General features: G+C 74.5%; 2 protein-coding genes. One reads left to right on the top strand and one right to left on the bottom strand.

Annotated features, from left to right (window positions below; all coding sequences use genetic code 11):
- Positions 1–144: 144 nt before the first annotated feature.
- Positions 145–723 carry a TetR/AcrR family transcriptional regulator gene (locus IEZ00_RS18585; protein ID WP_189224532.1) on the bottom strand — a complete coding sequence of 193 codons (579 nt, stop codon included), beginning with the start codon at positions 721–723 and terminating at the stop codon, positions 145–147.
- Positions 724–791: 68 nt separating this feature from the next.
- On the opposite strand from IEZ00_RS18585, the gene IEZ00_RS36760 reads away from it, so the two are divergent.
- Positions 792–1,062 (top strand): NAD(P)H-dependent oxidoreductase (locus tag IEZ00_RS36760; RefSeq protein ID WP_229795872.1); only part of this gene is annotated, 271 nt, incomplete at its 3' end.

Raw genomic sequence — 1,062 nt, 5'->3', positions numbered from 1 at the left:
GGACGGCGCGGGCGCGGCCGAGCTGCTGGTGCCGCCGGAGGACCGGTCGACCGAGTTCGGCCCGTCGCTGTTCGGCCGCTGGCTGCTGGAGGTCCTCTACGAGCGGGTCCTCAAGGGAGTCCCGCACCAGGCGGGCGTGACCACCTAGGGCGCGCGGCCGACCAGGCCGCGCAGCACCGCGGCGGTGGTCGACCGGGCCAGTTCGGGGCCGATCTCGCCACGGGCGGCGGCTTGGCCCAGCGCGTCCGCCGCGCCCAGGAACGCGATCGCCGCCGCCTCGTCCAGGTCGGCGTCGGCGTCGGCCTCGTGGATGGCCCGGCGGCACAGGTCCAGGTAGTGCCGCTCGGACTCCCGCCTGGCCCGCTCCAGCTCCGGCGTGCCGACCAGCGCGGCCAGCACCCCGCCGAGCTCGACGCCCTGGGAGACCGCGCACGCCACGTGCGCCGCCGCGATCGCCTCGACCCGCTGCCGCACGTCCGGCGGGGTGCGCTCCAGCGCGGCGCGCAGGTCGGCGATCTGCCTCCGGTCGAAGTCCTCGTACAGCGAGAGCAGCAGCGCCGCGCGCGACGGGAAGTGGTCGTAGACCACCGGTTTGGAGATCCCCGCCCGCTCCGCCAGTCGCCCGAGGGTGAGCGCGTCCGCGCCTTCGGTGGCGATCACGTCGCGGGCCACGCCGACGAGTTGGGCACGCCGGTCCGCGCTGGAAAGCCTTCGCCCGCTCATCCTCGGAGTCTCCCATCAAGCGTAAGCTACGGTTAGTAGGTTATCCCATCAGGTGAACGGAGCTGTCCATGCACGCCCTGCTGGTCGTCGCCCACCCCGAGCCCCGCTCCCTCACGCACCACGTCGTCGACCGGCTCAAGGCGGCGCTGCACCCCGTGCCGACCGAGGTGGCCGACCTGGCCGCAGAGGGGTTCGACCCCCGCTTCACCCTGGCCGACCGCCGCTCCTACCAGGAGGGCGCCCCCTACCCGCCCGAGATCGCCGCCGAGCACCGCCGCCTGGACCGCGCCACCGACCTCGTGCTGGTCTTCCCGGTGTACTGGTGGTCGATGCCCGCGC

This window comes from Saccharothrix coeruleofusca (genome assembly GCF_014648515.1).
Classification (GTDB): domain Bacteria; phylum Actinomycetota; class Actinomycetes; order Mycobacteriales; family Pseudonocardiaceae; genus Actinosynnema; species Actinosynnema coeruleofuscum.
The sequence above is the reverse complement of the archived record's forward strand: the minus strand, read 5'-3'. Positions and strand labels throughout refer to the sequence as shown.

Bases quoted from the DNA above. Each gene is read 5' to 3' on its own strand.
- IEZ00_RS18585 (WP_189224532.1), bottom strand. From the start codon at position 723: ATGAGCGGGCGAAGGCTTTCCAGCGCGGACCGGCGTGCCCAACTCGTC.